This is a genomic window from Corynebacterium sp. Marseille-P8863 (assembly GCF_946902955.1).
GTDB lineage: Bacteria > Actinomycetota > Actinomycetes > Mycobacteriales > Mycobacteriaceae > Corynebacterium > Corynebacterium gottingense.
This window is the reverse complement of sequence record NZ_CAMPQC010000004.1, coordinates 62,647-78,205: the sequence shown is the minus strand read 5'-3', so window position 1 is coordinate 78,205 and position 15,559 is coordinate 62,647. Positions and strand designations below refer to the sequence as shown.

The 15,559-nt window shown below is 65.6% G+C and carries 12 protein-coding genes and 1 pseudogene; 10 read left to right on the top strand and 3 right to left on the bottom strand.

Annotated elements, in window-relative coordinates; all coding sequences use genetic code 11:
• Positions 1–17: 17 nt before the first annotated feature.
• The 3 genes from aspA (at position 18) to OVO38_RS04280 (ending at position 4,688) form a co-directional block, all read left to right on the top strand.
• Positions 18–1,442: an aspartate ammonia-lyase gene (aspA, locus tag OVO38_RS04290; RefSeq protein ID WP_095548237.1), complete on the top strand. Its 1,425-nt coding sequence runs from the start codon at positions 18–20 to the stop codon at positions 1,440–1,442.
• Between the two features lie 187 nt (positions 1,443–1,629).
• Positions 1,630–2,937, top strand: coding sequence for an anaerobic C4-dicarboxylate transporter (locus tag OVO38_RS04285; RefSeq protein WP_095536831.1), 1,308 nt, complete (start codon positions 1,630–1,632; stop codon positions 2,935–2,937).
• A gap of 50 nt (positions 2,938–2,987) precedes the next feature.
• Positions 2,988–4,688, top strand: a complete 1,701-nt coding sequence (locus OVO38_RS04280; protein ID WP_267207836.1) for a formate--tetrahydrofolate ligase — start codon at positions 2,988–2,990, stop codon at positions 4,686–4,688.
• Here the strand turns inward: OVO38_RS04280 and OVO38_RS04275 are convergent.
• The gene (locus tag OVO38_RS04275) at positions 4,685–5,533 is read right to left on the bottom strand and encodes a PD-(D/E)XK nuclease family protein (protein WP_416358568.1); all 849 of its coding nucleotides are present in this window, start codon (positions 5,531–5,533) and stop codon (positions 4,685–4,687) included. The genes OVO38_RS04280 and OVO38_RS04275 overlap by 4 nt on opposite strands.
• Positions 5,534–5,559: 26 nt before the next feature.
• Between OVO38_RS04275 and OVO38_RS04270 the strand changes: the two genes are divergently transcribed.
• The 4 genes and pseudogenes from OVO38_RS04270 to OVO38_RS04255 form a co-directional block, all read left to right on the top strand.
• Complete coding sequence (locus tag OVO38_RS04270) at positions 5,560–6,783, top strand: M18 family aminopeptidase (RefSeq protein ID WP_267207834.1); 1,224 nt, start codon at positions 5,560–5,562, stop codon at positions 6,781–6,783.
• Positions 6,784–6,798: 15 nt separating this feature from the next.
• Positions 6,799–7,632, top strand: coding sequence for a tRNA (adenine-N1)-methyltransferase (locus OVO38_RS04265; RefSeq protein ID WP_095276590.1), 834 nt, complete (start codon positions 6,799–6,801; stop codon positions 7,630–7,632).
• A gap of 30 nt (positions 7,633–7,662) precedes the next feature.
• Positions 7,663–9,213, top strand: coding sequence for a proteasome ATPase (gene arc / locus OVO38_RS04260; protein ID WP_267207833.1), 1,551 nt, complete (start codon positions 7,663–7,665; stop codon positions 9,211–9,213).
• Positions 9,214–9,312: 99 nt separating this feature from the next.
• A pseudogene (locus tag OVO38_RS04255) lies at positions 9,313–9,771 on the top strand (bile acid:sodium symporter family protein); the annotation flags it as partial.
• 91 nt (positions 9,772–9,862) lie between these two features.
• Here the strand turns inward: OVO38_RS04255 and OVO38_RS04250 are convergent.
• Complete coding sequence (locus OVO38_RS04250; RefSeq protein WP_267207831.1) at positions 9,863–11,227, bottom strand: PLP-dependent aminotransferase family protein; 1,365 nt, start codon at positions 11,225–11,227, stop codon at positions 9,863–9,865.
• A 79-nt stretch (positions 11,228–11,306) separates the two neighbouring features.
• Between OVO38_RS04250 and pdxS the strand changes: the two genes are divergently transcribed.
• Complete coding sequence (gene pdxS / locus OVO38_RS04245; protein WP_095536145.1) at positions 11,307–12,191, top strand: pyridoxal 5'-phosphate synthase lyase subunit PdxS; 885 nt, start codon at positions 11,307–11,309, stop codon at positions 12,189–12,191.
• 107 nt (positions 12,192–12,298) lie between these two features.
• On the opposite strand, the gene OVO38_RS04240 is transcribed toward pdxS, so the two are convergent.
• Positions 12,299–13,786, bottom strand: a complete 1,488-nt coding sequence (locus OVO38_RS04240) for a peptide MFS transporter (protein ID WP_095276604.1) — start codon at positions 13,784–13,786, stop codon at positions 12,299–12,301.
• Between the two features lie 67 nt (positions 13,787–13,853).
• On the opposite strand from OVO38_RS04240, the gene dop reads away from it, so the two are divergent.
• Both dop and OVO38_RS04230 read left to right on the top strand, forming a co-directional pair.
• Positions 13,854–15,365, top strand: coding sequence for a depupylase/deamidase Dop (gene dop / locus OVO38_RS04235; RefSeq protein ID WP_267207830.1), 1,512 nt, complete (start codon positions 13,854–13,856; stop codon positions 15,363–15,365).
• Between the two features lies 1 nt (position 15,366).
• Positions 15,367–15,555: a ubiquitin-like protein Pup gene (locus OVO38_RS04230; protein WP_267207886.1), complete on the top strand. Its 189-nt coding sequence runs from the start codon at positions 15,367–15,369 to the stop codon at positions 15,553–15,555.
• The last annotated feature ends 4 nt before the right edge of the window (positions 15,556–15,559 follow it).

Sequence of the window (15,559 nt, the reverse complement as noted above, 5' to 3'; positions counted from 1 at the left end):
TCCGTACGATGGTCCGCATGACGACTCGCAAAGAAGAAGACCTGCTCGGCACGATGGACGTCCCGGCGGACGTCTACTACGGCATCCACACCCTGCGCGCCATGGAGAATTTCCAAATCTCCGGCGAAACGATCAATGATGTGCCCGATTTTATTCGCGGCATGGTGCAGGTGAAAAAGGCTGCGGCGCTGGCCAACCGCCGCCTGCACGCGCTGCCCAAGGCGAAAGCGGAGGCGATCGTGTGGGCCTGCGACCAGATCCTGGAAGAGGGGCGCTGCATGGACCAGTTCCCGATCGACGCGTTCCAAGGCGGCGCCGGCACCTCGGTGAACATGAACACCAACGAGGTCGTGGCGAACCTTGCGCTGGAGCACATTGGCAAGGACAAAGGCGAGTACAGCGAGATCAACCCGAACGACGACGTGAACATGTCGCAGTCGACGAACGACGCGTACCCGACCGGCTTCCGCCTCGGCTTGTACTACGCCGTCCAGGGCCTCATCGAGGAATTCGACCTCTTGCAGAAGGCGTTCCGCGCCAAGGGCGATGAGTTTGCGGACATCATCAAGATGGGACGTACGCAGCTCCAGGACGCCGTCCCGATGACGCTGGGCGAGGAGTTCACCGCTTTCGGCGAGAACCTGGGCGAGGAGAACCGCACGCTGGTCAACGCGGCGAACGTGCTCCTGGAGATCAACCTGGGTGCGACCGCCATCGGCACCGGCATCAACACGCCGAAGGGCTACCGCGACCAGGTTGTTGCGGCGCTGCGCGAGGTCACCGAGCTGGAGATCCAGGCGTCCCCGAACCTGATCGAGGCGACCTCGGATACCGGCGGCTACGTCATGATGCACGGCGCGATCAAGCGCGCTGCGATGAAGATGTCCAAGATCAGCAACGACCTGCGCCTGCTGTCCTCCGGGCCGCGCGCCGGCCTCAATGAGATCAACCTGCCGGAGCGCCAGGCCGGCTCGTCGATCATGCCGGCGAAGGTGAACCCGGTCATCCCCGAGGTAGTCAACCAGGCCTGCTTCAAAGTGTTTGGCAACGACCTCACCGTCTCCATGGCGGCGGAGGCCGGCCAGCTGCAGCTCAATGTGATGGAGCCGGTGATCGCGCAGTCACTGTTCAGCTCGATTTCGCTGCTCTCCAACGCGGCGCGCACGCTGCGCGAGAAGTGCGTCACCGGGATCACCGCCAACACGGAGGTGTGCGAGGCCTACGTTGCCAACTCGATCGGCATCATCACCTACCTCAACCCGGTGATTGGCCACCACAACGGCGACCTGATTGGCAAAGAGGCCGCGGCGACCGGCCGCGGCGTCCGCGAGCTCGTCCTGGAGAAGGGGCTGCTCAGCGAGGAGGAGCTCGACGCGGTGCTAAGCAAGGAAAACCTCATGCACCCGGAGTACCGCGGGAAGCTCTACGTCGACGAAGACTAGGCCGACAACGAGCACGCCACATTGATCGGGGGTGCGCGGGTGCCGGTGGCGTGGCGTCGATAGGCGCAGGCACCCGCGTTGCAGGGGAGGGGCACGCACCGCGAGTTGGAATGGTCGTACCATCCGGGCGATAATGGTACGCGATTTATATTCGTTGAACTCGTGAGGGGAATGGTCTGTGTCGCTGCTGCTCGTCGTGCACATCATCATCCTGTTCGGCGCCATTGTGCTGGGCGCGCGGATGGGGTCCATCGCTATCGGTTTCGCCGGCGGGCTCGGGGTGCTGCTCCTCGGCGCGACCGGCATCCCGGTGAGCGCGGAAGCGATCCCGTTCGACGTCATCGGCATCATCATGTGCGTGATCGCGGCGATCTCCGCCATGCAGCTCGCCGGCGGAATGGACTATCTGGTGTACCTGGCGGAGAGGTTCCTGCGCAGCAACCCGAAGCGGGTGACCGTGTACGCGCCGGTGGTCACCTGGCTGATGACGGTGCTGGCGGGCACCGGCCACACCGCCTTCTCTACGCTCCCCGTGATCGTTGAGGTGGCGAAGGAGGGCAAGGTGCGTCCGTCGCGGCCGCTTTCTGTCGCGGTCATTGCCTCGCAGATGGCTATTGTGGCCTCGCCGATCTCCGCGGCCGTCGTGTTCATGGCCTCTCTCCTGGAGGATCACGGGGTGGGCTATCTGCAACTACTCGCGGTGATGCTCCCGGCGACGCTGCTGGCCATCTTCCCCACGGCGTGGCTGGCCAACCGCCTGGGCAAGGATCTCGAGGACGACCCCGTGTACCAGCAGCGTGTGGCTGACGGGCTCGTCGCGCAGCCGCAGGCGTCCGCGGAGTTCGCACCGAAGGCGGGCGCGAAAACCTCGGTGGGCATCTTCGTCGCCGCGATCCTCATCGTGATGGCCTACGCCACGTTGATCTCGGACCAGATCGGGCTCATTCCGAACCCGACGGTGCCGCGCAACGAGGCCATCATGGCGATCATGCTGTCAGCCGCCGCCATCATCCTCTGGGTGACCAAGCACGCAGCGGCCGAGGTGCTCACCACCCAGGTGTTCCGCTCCGGGATGTCCGCCTGCGTGTGCGTCCTGGGCGTGGCGTGGCTCGGCACGACGTTTATCAACTACTACATCGACGACATCCAGGCGGTCGCCGGCACCGTTTTGCAGGCGCAGCCGTGGCTGCTGGCCGTGGTCCTCTTCTTCGCCGCGTGCCTGCTGTACTCGCAGGCGGCAACGGCGAAGGCGCTCATGCCGGCAGCGCTCGCCATCGGAGTGAGCCCGCTCACCGCCGTCGCCGCCTTCCCGGCGGTCTCGGCGCTGTTCGTGCTGCCGACCTACCCGACGCTGCTCGCGGCGGTGGAGATGGATGACACCGGCAGTACCCGCATCGGCAAATACGTTTTTGACCACCCGTTTATCGCCCCCGGCGTCGTCTGCATCTCCACGGCGATCCTGCTGGGGTACGGCATCGGCGCGCTCGTGCTCTAACGACACATCGCACGGGGGGTGGCGTCCCTGGCACCGGGTACTGTGGTGGTATGTCAGACACCACAGCAACGCAATCTGCGTCCCAAAACCACACCCCGAAATCCGACGTTGAGATCGCGCAGGCGCACCAACTCGCGCCCATCTCGGACATTGCGGCGAAGGCCGGCGTTTCGGCCGACGCGCTCATCCCGTACGGCACGCACATGGCCAAGGTCGACGTGACCAAGCACCCGGGTCAGCCGAAGGCGAAGCTTGTCCTGGTCACCGGCGTGTCCCCAACCCCCGCCGGGGAGGGCAAGTCCACGGTGCTCATCGGGCTTACCGACGCCCTCTCGCTCCTCGGCCACAACGCCATGGTCGCGCTGCGCGAGCCCTCCCTTGGCCCCGTCATGGGGATCAAGGGCGGCGCGGCCGGTGGCGGCTACGCGCAGGTCGTGCCGATGGAGGACATCAACCTCCACTTCACCGGTGACTTCCACGCCATCACCTCGGCCAACAACACGCTCGCGGCGCTGATTGATAACCACATCCACCAGGGCAACGAGCTGGGCATCGACCCACGCCGCGTCACTTGGCAGCGCTGCCTGGACGTCAACGACCGCTCCCTGCGCAACGTGGTCACCGGCCTCGGCGGGCCGACCAGCGGTGTTCCGGTGCAGACCGGGTTCACCATCACCGCCGCCTCGGAGATCATGGCTATCCTCGGCCTGGCCACGGACCTGCAGGACCTCAAGCGGCGCCTGGCCAACATCACCGTTGGCCTCACCTACGACCAGAAGCCGGTCACCGCGGGCGACCTCGGCGCGGAGGGGGCGATGGCGGCACTGCTCAAGCAGACGATTCACCCGAACCTGGTACAGACCCTCGGCGGCACGCCCGCGTTTATCCACGGCGGCCCCTTTGCCAACATTGCGCACGGCTGCAACACGCTGCTGGCCACCCGCACCGCGATGCAGTACGCAGACATCGTGCTCACGGAGGCCGGCTTCGGCTCCGACCTGGGCGCGGAGAAGTTCTTTGACATCAAGGCCCGCTACGGCGACCTGGACGTCGCCGGTGCAGTCGTCGTTGCCACCGTGCGCTCGATCAAGTACAACGCCGGCATCGCGCGCGAGGAGCTCAAGCAGGAAAACGTGGACGCGCTGGAGCAGGGGATTGCCAACCTGGAGCGCCACGTGGACAACATCCGCAAGTTCGGCGTGACCCCGGTGGTCGCCCTCAACCGCTTCGACACGGACACGCCGGCGGAGCTTAAGTGGGTCCGCGACTGGGCGGAGCGCACCGGCGTGGCCATCGCGGAGGCCGACGTGTGGGCCAAGGGCGGCGAGGGGGCCACGGAGCTGGCGACCACGCTGCTGGACAACTTGACCGAGGGCACGTCCACGCAGCTCTACGACCCGGCCAACGGTATAGAGGCCTCTATCGAGACCATCGCGCGCGAGATCTACCGTGCAGACAACGTCCAGTACTCGGCGGCCGCCCTGCGCGACCTCAAGATGCTCAAGGACAACGGCTTTGACACGCTGCCGGTGTGCGTGTCCAAGACACAGTACTCGTTCTCGGACGACCCGCAGCTGCTCGGCGCCCCGGAGGGACACACGCTGCACGTGCGCAACCTCGTCCCGCGCACCGGTGCCGGGTTCGTCGTCGCGCTGACCGGCGACGTCATGACCATGCCTGGCCTGCCGAAGAAGCCGGCGGCGAACAACATCGACGTCGACAGCGAGGGTCGCGTCTCCGGGCTGTTCTAGTCCTGCGACGCCTCCTCCGCCGCGGGGCCGTCTACCGCGCGGCCGTCCGCCGCGGAGCCCGGCCAGCCCGGGTACTTCGGCGGCGTCCCACCGAACTCCGGGCACAGGTCCTGGAATGCGCACCAGCCGCACAGCTTGGACTTCTTCGGCCGGAAGTGACCGTCCTTCCCGTCCGCCTCGATCTTCGCCCACAGGTCCGCGAGGTCGCGCTCGAAGTACTCCAGCTCCTCGCGCGACGGGGTGAGGATCATCGAGTCCATAACCTTGAGGTACATCAGCCGCAGCTGGGTGGGGATGGTCTGGAACAGCCGCCAGTACACGAGCGCGTAAAACCGCATCTGGAACTGCGCGTCCTGCGAGTAGCGGGGCAGTGGTTTCTTCCCGGTCTTATAGTCCACCACGCGAACCTCGCCCGTGGGCGCGATGTCCACACGGTCGATGAATCCGCGCACGGGCACCCCATTGGGCAGGACGGTGTTCACGTACATTTCCTGCTCGTGCGCGTCGAAACCGAGCGGGTTTTCCATGTGGAAGTACCCGCGAAGCAGCTCGCGTGCGGCTTGGAAGAGCGCCAGTTCGTTGTCAATCGGCTCCGCGCAGCTCGGGTCCTTCTCGCACATTTCCTCCCACGCCGGTTTGATGCGCTTGACGGCGGCCGGGAACGTGCGTGCCTCGCGCGGCCAGCCGAACATTTCCTCGAGCACCGCGTGCACCAATGTGCCTTTGACCTGTGCTTCCGTGGTCGGCTCCGGAATCTTGTCAATGGTGCGCAGCCGGTATTGCAGCGGGCAGCGCTGGTAGTCGGAGGCGCGGGACGGGGAAAGTGCGAGCGGTCGTGGAGTCATCGTGTCCCACATCTTAGAGTGGAGGTATGCACGCTCGCTTCATCGACTTCCTCCACACCAGCCCCAGCGCCTTCCACGCCGCGTACAACGTCGCGCAGGCACTCACCGCGCAGGGCTTTTCGCTTATCGACGCCACGTCGCCCGCCCCCGCCGACCCGGCGGCACCCGGCGGCCACGTCCTGGTCGACGGCGGCGCCGTGCTCGCGTGGTGGGTCCCCGAGCACCCGCGCCCGCGCTTCCGCATCGTCGGCTCCCACACGGACTCGCCGGGCCTGATGGCCAAACCGCAGCCGGACTTCCAGCGCGAGGGCCTGCGCCAGGTGGCGGTGGAGGTGTACGGCGGACCAATCCTGCAGACGTGGCTGGACCGAGACCTGCGATTTGCCGGACGGGTGGTCACCGATGATGGCGCGCAGCATCTCGTGGATACCGGCGCCGTCGCCCGCGTGCCCAACCTGGCAATCCACCTCTACCGCGCCGACGCGCCCACCGTGGAGCGCCAGGCGCACACGCCGCCGGTCCTCGGCGGGGATCGACCGCTCATGGAGCTCGTCGGTGAATCTGCCGGCGTGGACCCGCAGCGCATCGTGTCCCACGAGCTCATCACCGCCGACGCGCAGCGCGGCGAGCTGCTCGGGGACATGCTCGCCGCCGGGCGCCTGGACAACCTTTCCAGCGTGTGGGCGTCGCTCGAGGCGCTGCTGGCCGCGAAGAACGCTGCCCAGGACATCCTGGTGCTCGCCGCATTCAACCACGAGGAGGTCGGCTCCGCGTCGACCACCGGTGCCGGCGGCCCGCTCCTCGAGCGCGTGCTGACCCGCATCGCCCGCGAGGTCGGCGAGCCCTTCGACGTGTTTGCTGAATCGTTCCAGGTCTCCGCGGATGCCGCGCACGCCGTCCACCCGAACTACCCGGAGAAGCACGACCCAACGCACCGGCCGCGCCTCAACGGGGGGCCGGTGCTCAAGATCAACGCGAACCAGCGCTACGCCTCGGACGCGGTCACCGAGGCGGAGTGGCTCCGCGCCTGCCGCGCGGCCGAGGTGCCCTCGCAAACCTTCGTGGGCAACAACAGCGTGCCCTGCGGATCCACGATCGGGCCGATCTCGTCGACGCGCATGGGCATCCGCACCGTCGACGTAGGCGTGCCGCTGCTGTCGATGCACTCAGCGCGCGAGCTGTGCGGCGCGCGCGACATGGAGTACTTCGTCCGCTCGCTCACCGCGTTTTACGGTGCGCGAGCCGAGTAGGGCATACTTAGGCGCATGTATTCAGGCCCGTTCCAAGCAGGAGACAAAGTCCAGCTCACCGACGCGAAACGCCGTCATTTTACGATCCAATTGGTCGAGGGCGGCCAGTTCCACACGCACAAGGGCATCGTCATGCACGACGACATCATCGGTGCGGACGAAGGCTCGGTGGTCAAATCCACGCTTGGCAGTGACTACCTGTGCTTCCGCCACCTCCTGGTCGACCACGTGCTGTCCATGCCGCGCGGCGCCGCGGTGATCTACCCCAAGGACGCCGCGCAGATCCTGGTGGAGGGCGACATCTTCATGGGCGCGCGCGTGCTGGAGGCGGGCGCGGGCTCAGGCGCGCTGACCATGTCGCTGTTGCGCGCGGTCGGCCCCGAGGGCCGGGTGTTCTCCTACGAAATCCGAGACGACCACCTCGCCTTTGCCAAGGACAACGTGGCCGATTACTTCAACGGCACCCCGGAGTGGTGGACCCCGCGCTTGGGCGACTTCGGCGAGATCACCACCGAGGACCTCGACGGCCCGGTCGACCGCGTCATCCTGGACATGGTCGAGCCCTGGCACTTCATCGACACGGTGAAAAACGTACTCATCCCCGGCGGCGTGTTCATGACGTACGTGGCCACCGTGCCGCAGCTGATGAACATCATGGAAGCGATCCGCGAGGCGAAGTGCTTCACCGAGCCGCGCGCCTGGGAAACGCTGCTGCGTGAGTGGAAGGTGGAGGGCCTGGCCACCCGTCCGGAGCACCGCATGAACGCGCACACGGCATTTCTCGTGTGGACCCGCAGGCTTGCCGACGGCGTCACGCCGCCGCGCCCGCAACGCCGGGCACGCAAGTAGCTGTTACCGGCACCCACTAGTGTGGTGGGTATGGCTGGCAACACAATCAACGACGACGCATTCGGCCCGGAGCTGCGGGAACTCAAGCGCGAGAATCAGGCGATGAGCTCGCGGAACAAGAAGTTGGCGGAGCTGCTTAAAGCGAGCCGCGACAAGCTCAACGACCTGTATGCGCAGGTGGAAGCACTCGGCGAGCCGGCGTCGACGTACGGGGTGTTCCTCGAGGGATCCCCGCGCGGCCACGAGGCCGAGGTGTTTACCTCCGGACGCCGCATGCGCGTCAAGGTCGCGCCGACCGTGTCGCCGGACGCGCTGCGCCCGGGCACGCTGGTCCGCCTGGCCGACGGCGCCATCGTCGTCGAGTCCTGCGGGTACGAAGCCGTCGGTCAGCTCGCCACCCTGTCCGAGAAGATCGGCACAGAGCGCGCCATCATTGCGGACCAACAGGGTGCCGAGCACCTGGTCTACCTCGCGCAGCCACTCCGGGAGCACGCACGCGCAGGCGATACGGTCCTGGTGGACACCCGCGCCGGGTACGCCTTCGAGCGCATCCCTAAGACCGAGGTCAACCAGCTTTCCCTCGACGAGGTTCCGGACGTCACCTACGCCGACATCGGCGGACTGAGCTCGCAGATTGAGATGATCCAGGACTCGGTCGAGCTCCCGTTCTCGCACCCGGACCTCTATCGAGAGTTCGACCTCACCCCGCCGAAGGGGCTTCTGCTCTACGGTCCGCCCGGGTGCGGCAAAACGCTGATTGCCAAGGCCGTGGCCAACTCGCTGTCGCAGCGCATCGGCGACGGGGGACAGGCCCACTTCATCAACGTCAAGGGCCCCGAGCTGCTGAACAAGTTCGTCGGTGAGACCGAGCGACGCATCCGCCTTATCTTCGAGCGCGCCCGCGAGCTGGCCGAGGGCGGCCGCCCCGTCATCGTCTTTTTCGACGAGATGGAGTCCATCTTCCGCACCCGCGGCTCCGGGGTCAGCTCCGACATGGAAACCACCGTGGTGCCGCAGCTGCTCACCGAGATCGACGGCGTCGAGGGTATCGCCAATGTGATCGTCATCGGCGCAACCAACCGCGAGGAGCTCATCGATCCCGCCATCCTGCGCCCCGGACGCCTGGACATCAAGGTCCGCGTCTCGCGCCCGAACCGCGCGGAGGCCGAAGACATTCTCGCCCGCTACATCACGCCAGCTATCCCGCTCGCTGCGGCACCCGAGGAGCTCATCGCCGCGGCCGCCGACGCCATGTTCGCCCCGCGTCCGTTTGTGCGCTTGGAGCTTGTCGACGGCACATCGCAGCTCCTCCACTATTCCGACTTCATCTCCGGCGCGATGATCGCCAACGTGGTGGACCGCGCGAAGAAGCTGGCGATTAAGGACTGGATCGGGGCGGTGGGCGTCGATAAGCAGCCCGGCGCGGTGCAGAAGGGGATTACCGCGGAGCATCTCCGGGCGGCCGTGCGCGCTGAGCAGGACGAGAGCGAGGATATGCCAAACACGGCGAACCCCGATGAGTGGGCACGCATCTCGGGCCGGCAGGGCAAGCGAGTGGTGGCCGCGGAGGTCGTCGGGTAGCAATCGGGCGAAACGCCCAAAAGTGTGCGCGGTATCACTTATACTCACCCATATTTCGTTATGCGGAATTTCATCCCACAGAGTGAGTAGGAGTTCGCCATGAGCACACAGGAAGATCGCTCGGCAGCCATCGCCGTCGCCGCGTTCCCGGCCTTTATTCTACTCGGTTCGGTGCTCGCGTTTGTCGCGCCAGGGCCGTTCCTCCCGCTGACCAGCTTCATCACGTACTTCCTGATGATCATCATGTTCGGTATGGGGCTCACGCTGACCATCCCGGACTTCAAGGAGGTGGCGAAGCGGCCCGTCCCGATCGCCATTGGCGTCGTCGCGCAATTCGTGATCATGCCGCTCGGCGCGGTCGCGGTGGTCAAGCTCCTGGGCCTGAGCCCTGCGCTCGCAGTGGGGCTGCTCATGCTGGGCTCGGTTCCCGGCGGCACCTCCTCGAACGTGATCGCGTACCTGGCCAAGGGCGATGTGGCGCTATCCGTGGCGATGACGAGCGTTTCCACGCTGCTCGCCCCGTGCGCGGTCGCCGCGGTACTGCACAACATCACCGGCGCGATCTTCGCCTGGGCGGTTCGCCGGAAGACGGGAGCCCCTGCCGGCGAGCCCCCGCGTCGCGCTGAGGTCGCGGCCGCAGGGGGCTGAGTCAGGCGGTCTTTCCCTGGTGGATGGCCCCGAGCGCGTACTCGAAGTCCTCATCCGTCAGGTGCGAAAAGCTCAGGACAAGCCCATCCCCACCGCCCGACCACAGGCTGGACTCGTGGCCGCACTCCACGCCGCTGGCGGCAAGTTGGTCCTCGAACTGTTGCCGCAGTGCAACGGTGGGAAACTCGGCGGTGACGTCTGCGCCGCCTGCTTCCGGCACGGTCACTCGCGCGCCGCGCGCTTCCAGGGCGGGGACCACCGTGGCGGCAACGGCTTTGCGACGTCGCGCGAGCCGGTTGTGCGCTGCACGCGCGTTCCGGCGCACGTAGCCGCGGTCGAGGAGGTGCGCGATGGCGCGCTGCGTCACCGTGGCCACCGGCATTCCCAGGAGCTCTCGGGTCTCCCGCAGCGCGGGAGCGAGCGCGGGGGAGGCCACGACATACCCCGCGGCGAGCTTGCGGGAGAGGAGCGTGGAGAACGTGCCGAGCGTGAGCACGTCGGCCCCCGGCGACAGCGCCGCGAGCGGGGGCTGCGGCGAGATGAGGTAGCGCAGCTCGGTGTTGAAGTCGTCCTCGATGAGCTCGGCGCCGGTCCGCGTCGCCCAGTTGAGCAGTGCGGAGCGGCGCGAGGCGCTCATCGCACCGCCGAAGGGGTACAGGTGGGACGGAGTGACCAAGAGCGCGTTGAGGCGGTCTGAAAGCTCGCCGACGACCACCCCACCGGGATCGGTGGCGCAGGGGACCACCTCGTGTCCGCCGAGGGGGATCACGCGACGCAGGCCGGGGTGGCCCGGGTCTTCAACACCCACGCGCAGCCCCGAACCCAGCGTGTACAGGATGAGCTGCAGCCCTTCGCGCGATCCTCCGGTGACCACCACGTGTGCGGGGTCGACCTGTATGCCGCGCGCGAGGCGCAGGTGCTCGGCGATGGCGGCTCTGAGTTCTGGTTCTCCGGTCTTATCCAGGCTGGCACCGTCCGCGTTGAGGGCGTCCCTCCAGGCCTTGCGCCACGCGGCCGGTCGAACTGCTCCGGCGCTGCCCGCAGACGGCCGCAATGAGACCCGGGCCCGGGGTGTCGTCCTTGGGCGCGTGTCGCGCTGCGGCCCCTGCGCCGGTGGCGCAAGCGTGAGCGCCGGGTGGATCCGCGTCGGTGCGCCCTGCGCGGCGAGGAGGAAGCCCTCACTGATGAGTTGGTCGTAGGCGGTAACGACCGTGCCGCGGGAGACTCCGAGCTGGCGGGCGAGTGCGCGTGTGCTGGAGACCGTGTCTCCGGGCTGCAGCGTGCCGTTGGTAACCGCGAGCCGAATCTGCTGTGCGATCTGCGTGGGCAAGGGGATAGGCAGCTCGGGGGAGACGCTGAGGAGCACATGATCACCAACTGGTACAAGGAATGAAAATGATACTGGACCTTGGAATCTACCAGTTGCGCCCAGACAATGGAGCACTATGACAGATTTCACCAAGTTTGCAGAACTCACCAACTCGTTCAAAGGCGGCGTGATCATGGACGTCGTCACGCCGGAGCAGGCGAAGATCGCCGAAGCGGCCGGTGCCGTGGCAGTCATGGCGCTCGAGCGCGTTCCCGCGGACATCCGCGCCGAAGGCGGCGTTGCCCGCATGTCCGACCCCGACCTCATCGAGGGCATCCTGAACGCCGTGAACATCCCGGTGATGGCGAAGGCCCGCATCGGCCACACCATGGAGGCGCGCGTCCTCGAGCACCTGGGCATCCACTACATCGACGAGTCCGAGGTGCTCAGCCCCGCCGATTACGCCCACCACGTGGACAAGCGCGCCTTCGACGTCCCCTTCGTCTGCGGCGCCACCAACCTCGGCGAGGCGCTGCGCCGCGTCAACGAGGGCGCCGCGATGATCCGCTCCAAAGGCGAGGCCGGCACCGGTGACGTCTCCGAAGCCACGAAGCACATGCGCGCCATCCGCAGCGAGATCGCAGCGCTGCAAGCCACCTATAACGCCAACCGCGACGAGCTCTACGTCGCCGCAAAGGAGCTCCAGGCACCCTACGAGCTGGTGTGCTACGTCGCGGAACACGGCAAGCTGCCGGTACCGCTGTTTACCGCCGGCGGCGTCGCAACGCCTGCCGACGCCGCGCTGATGATGGAGCTCGGCGCCGACGGTGTCTTCGTCGGCTCCGGCATCTTCAAGTCCGGGAACCCGGAGGCACGCGCCAAGGCAGTGGTCAAGGCCGTGCGCAACTGGGACGACATCGCCGTCGTCACCGAGGCGTCCCGCGGCCTGGGCGAGGCGATGGTGGGCATCAACGTTGCTGACCTGCCCGCGCCGCACCGCCTGGCAGAGCGCGGCTGGTAGCGCACGCCCCGCTCGTCGCGGCACTGAGGTAACGAGGAAAGCCGGCCCCAAGGGGCCGGCTTTCTTGGTTGGGATGGGGACGCGGTGGCGTCGTGAAGCGAGGCGCGCTAGCGCACGTCGACGAACTTCTTCAGCACCCAGCGACGAATCGAGATCAACACTACGCCAAGCACAATGGTGATCACCGACAGCGTAATGAAGAACGTCCGCTCGGCGGAGGCATCATCAGGGTTGTACAGCGAGCCGAGCACGCCAGATAGCGCCGTGCCCATAGACAGCGACATCAACCAGGCAGCAAACAGCCGAGATTTAAACGCCTCAGGTGCTACCTTCGTTGCCAGCGAGTTGCCCACAGGAGACAACAGCAGCTCGCCCATCGTGAACATAAAGAGGATAAGCACCAAGACCAGCAGCGGCGTCGACTTCGGACCACCACCCGCGTACGGCAGGAAGAAGAAGAGCGCGCTACCTGTAACCAAGTTTGCCACACCAAACTTCACCGCAGATGACCACTGGCGCTGCCCCAGCGCAGTCCACATGGCTGCAAAGATGGGGGAGAAGACCACGATGAAGAAAGGGTTAAACGCCTGTACCTGGGCCGGCGTGAGCTCCCACATCAAGAAATTCAGGTTAGCGCGCTGATCGGAGTAGACCGCGACCACAGTGAATTGGGATTGAAAGATCGCGAAAAACGCCACAGAACCAAACAGGAGCGGAATGTAGCCGGTTAGACGCGACTTCTCAGCAGGGGTAACTTCATCAGAGTGGAACATTTCCCACAACAGGTAAATCGTGGCGATAAGAGCGATAGCAAACACGATCCACGACAGCGATCCGAGCGGAACAATGCCGGTGACCAGCAGCGCGACTACGACAACAACGACAGCAATTGCACCAATCGCCCACACACCACGCCGCTCGCGCGGCAGTGGATTTGGAACTTCAGATCCGACAGCGCCGATGGAAGACTTCCGCATGATGATGTACTGCGTCAGTCCCATTGCCATTCCGATCGCGGCAAGCCCAAAGCCCCAGTGGAAACCGGCCTTGCCCCACACTAGGCCAGTCAACGCCGGGCCAAATAGGGAACCAATATTGACCGACATGTAGAAGATGGAGAAGCCAGCGTCTCGGCGGGGATCCTCACGCGAGTACAAATCGCCGAGCACCACCTGCGAGGACGTTTTGACTCCACCGGAGCCTATACCGATGCACACCAAGCCAGTGGCAAGGCCTAGACCGCCAGGCACAAGGGCGAGGACGATGTGTCCGACCATCACCAGGATCGCGGAGTAGAACAGTGTGCGCTCCGCGCCAAGCAACCGGTCACCCACAAACGAGGCGACCAGCGCCATCATGTAGACGAAGCCACCGTAAGCGCCCACGAGGTTAAGCGCCGTGGTCTGGTCAATGCCCAGACCACCTTCAGTGGTGGAGTAGTACATGTAGAAGGCCAGGAGGGCCTGCATGCCGTAGAAGCTGAAGCGCTCCCACAGCTCAATGCCGAAGAGGTTAGCGAGTCCCCAGGGCTGACCGAAGAATTTACGTTCCTTCGGCACTACACCTGGGTCGCTTGCGAGGGTCTCAGAACTCATGTAAATAAAATACGCCAGTATGCATTTTTCACACAAATAGGCATACCAACGAGTACGGTAGTTCAGTATGACACGTTACATGGGGACCGAGACCGAGTACGGGATCACGACCCCGGACGACCCGTCGATAAGCCCGCTGCTCACTTCGACGCACGCGGTGGTGGCGTATGCCGCGATGAATACGGCCGCCCGCTCCCGCTGGGACTACGAGGAGGAAGCACCGCTCAAAGACACCCGCGGGTTCGATCTGCAGCGCTACCGCACGGTTCCCGTGGTGGACCCGAACGCGATGGGCGTGGCCAACGTGGTGACCACCAACGGCGCGCGCTACTACGTCGACCACGGCCACCCCGAGTACTCCTCGCCGGAGGTGTCCAACGCATGGGACGCGATGATCTATGACGCTGCCGGGGACTACGTCCTCAACAAGGCCGCTGCGGACATCCGCGAGCTGTGGGAGCAGCAGGTCAGCGTGCTGGACAAGACCGCGCCGTGCCCGCCGCTGAAGTTTTACAAAAACAACGTTGATGGCAAAGGCCAGTCGTACGGCAGCCACGAGAACTATCAGTACTCCCGCCAGACGGACTTCTCGCGGCTCACCCAGGCGCTCGTCCCGTTCTTTGTCACCCGCCAGGTCATCATCGGCGCAGGCCGCGTGGGCATTGGTCAGGAGTCAGAGCGCGACGGCTTCCAGATCTCGCAGCGCGCGGACTACTTCGAGCAGGAAGTCTCGCTGGAAACCACGCTCAACCGCGGCATCGTCAACACGCGCGACGAACCGCACGCACTGGCCACGAAGTTCCGCCGCCTGCACGTCATCGTTGGCGATGCGAACATGAGCCAGTTCTCCAACTTTCTCAAGTTGGGGATGACCAAGCTCGTGCTCGACTGCATCGAGGCTGACGTCGACTTCAGCGACCTGCGGCTCGCCAACGCCGTCGACGAGATCAAGCAGGTCTCCCACGACCCAACGTGCACCCATCGCCTGTTGCTTGTCGACGGACGCCGGCTCACCGCAATCGAGCTCCTCCGCGAGTACCGCGAGCGTGCCGCAGCGCTCCCGGACCTTGACGAGGTCGATGCAAAGGTCCTGCGCCTGTGGAGCGAGGTGCTCGACGACCTCGAGCGCGACCCGCTGTCTACCGCGGACCGCCTCGATTGGACGGCGAAGTGGGCCCTCATCAGCCGGTACCTGGAGCGCGGCGTACCCATCTCGGACCCGAAGCTCAAGCTGATTGACATCCAATACGCCGACATTGACCCCGCGAAGTCGCTGTACCACGCCCTCGTGCGCAAGGGACAGATGCGCACGCTCGTGGACGAGGAAGTCATCCGCCGCGCCGTGACCGTGCCGCCGGAGGACTCCCGAGCGTGGTTCCGCGGCAAGGTGAGCGAAAAGTTCGGCGAGGTCATCATCGCGTCGAGTTGGCAGTCCGTCCTCTTTGCGGTGGGCGACCAGCCGATCCGGTTCCCCATGGACGAGGTCGACGGCTTGACCAGGGCGGAGGTCGGCGAGCTTATCGAGCGCGCCGAGACCGTCGAATCACTACTGAAAGGATTAGAATCGCACCATGTCTGACATGTCTAAGCAGCAGTTTGTACAAGGTGGCAACCAAGGCGACGACGGCGCGGACGAGGGCGCCGTTGATGCCGGGCAGGCCCAGCTGAACACCTCTGGCACCGACGACATCCTCGACGAGATTGACGCCCTGCTGGACACCAACGCCGAGGAATTCGTGCGCTCGTTCGTGCAGAAGGGCGGGCAGTAACCCG

Excerpts from the sequence above, each read along its gene's own strand:
- aspA (WP_095548237.1), top strand. The coding sequence starts at position 18 with ATGACGACTCGCAAAGAAGAAGACCTGCTCGGCACGATGGACGTCCCG.
- OVO38_RS04280 (WP_267207836.1), top strand. The coding sequence starts at position 2,988 with ATGTCAGACACCACAGCAACGCAATCTGCGTCCCAAAACCACACCCCG.
- OVO38_RS04275 (WP_416358568.1), bottom strand. The coding sequence starts at position 5,533 with ATGACTCCACGACCGCTCGCACTTTCCCCGTCCCGCGCCTCCGACTAC.
- OVO38_RS04270 (WP_267207834.1), top strand. The coding sequence starts at position 5,560 with ATGCACGCTCGCTTCATCGACTTCCTCCACACCAGCCCCAGCGCCTTC.
- OVO38_RS04265 (WP_095276590.1), top strand. The coding sequence starts at position 6,799 with ATGTATTCAGGCCCGTTCCAAGCAGGAGACAAAGTCCAGCTCACCGAC.
- arc (WP_267207833.1), top strand. The coding sequence starts at position 7,663 with ATGGCTGGCAACACAATCAACGACGACGCATTCGGCCCGGAGCTGCGG.
- pdxS (WP_095536145.1), top strand. The coding sequence starts at position 11,307 with ATGACAGATTTCACCAAGTTTGCAGAACTCACCAACTCGTTCAAAGGC.
- OVO38_RS04240 (WP_095276604.1), bottom strand. The coding sequence starts at position 13,786 with ATGAGTTCTGAGACCCTCGCAAGCGACCCAGGTGTAGTGCCGAAGGAA.
- dop (WP_267207830.1), top strand. The coding sequence starts at position 13,854 with ATGACACGTTACATGGGGACCGAGACCGAGTACGGGATCACGACCCCG.
- OVO38_RS04230 (WP_267207886.1), top strand. The coding sequence starts at position 15,367 with ATGTCTAAGCAGCAGTTTGTACAAGGTGGCAACCAAGGCGACGACGGC.